The sequence below is a fragment of the Roseateles sp. P5_B10 genome, assembly GCF_056400485.1.
The window spans coordinates 1-534 of sequence record NZ_JBFULE010001740.1; the positions used below are offsets into that span (position 1 = coordinate 1).

Annotated in this window: 2 protein-coding genes; both read left to right on the forward strand. The window is 54.5% G+C overall.

Annotation, left to right across the window (positions count from 1 at the left end; translation table 11 throughout):
* The first annotated feature begins 48 nt into the window (after positions 1 to 48).
* Positions 49 to 339, forward strand: coding sequence for an HdeA/HdeB family chaperone (locus tag AC1DU6_RS35635; RefSeq protein WP_457492261.1), 291 nt, complete (start codon positions 49 to 51; stop codon positions 337 to 339).
* A 25-nt stretch (positions 340 to 364) separates the two neighbouring features.
* Positions 365 to 534 (forward strand): HdeA/HdeB family chaperone (locus AC1DU6_RS35640; RefSeq protein WP_477863343.1); only part of this gene is annotated, 170 nt, incomplete at its 3' end.

Genomic DNA, 534 nt, shown 5'->3' on the forward strand with positions numbered 1-534 from the left:
ACGTTTGCTCCGGCGAGATCAAGAAGGTGTTCGCATAAGGAGTGCATCATGAAGAAGCTGTCCTACCTCTCGCTCATTGGCCTGGTCTTCACATCGGTGGCACAAGCTCAAGTGTCCTTGGACATGGCGCGGGTCAACTGCGCGCAGTACCTGGCTCTGTCTGCGTCGGACTCTGCCGTTTTCTCGGCATGGATGAGTGGTTGGTTCAATCAGAAGACCGGCTATGTCTATGTGGATCTGGATGCGTATGCCCGGAACGTCGCCAACTTAAAGTCCTGGTGCGCTTCCAATCCAACGCAAACGGTTATGTCGGGACTTCAGCGGGCGACAAGCCGATAGGTGTCACAAGAGAAATGGGGAAGGTATGAACAGATACATCGCGTCATGCTGCCTTGTGCTGATCGGCACTCCGATATCGCCGGTCAACGCGCAAGTCGTGATTGATCTTTCGCAGATCACTTGCGGGCAATTCCTGAAGACGGATACTGAACGCCAAGCTCTGATCGGCTGGTGGATGAGCGGCTATTTCAGCGC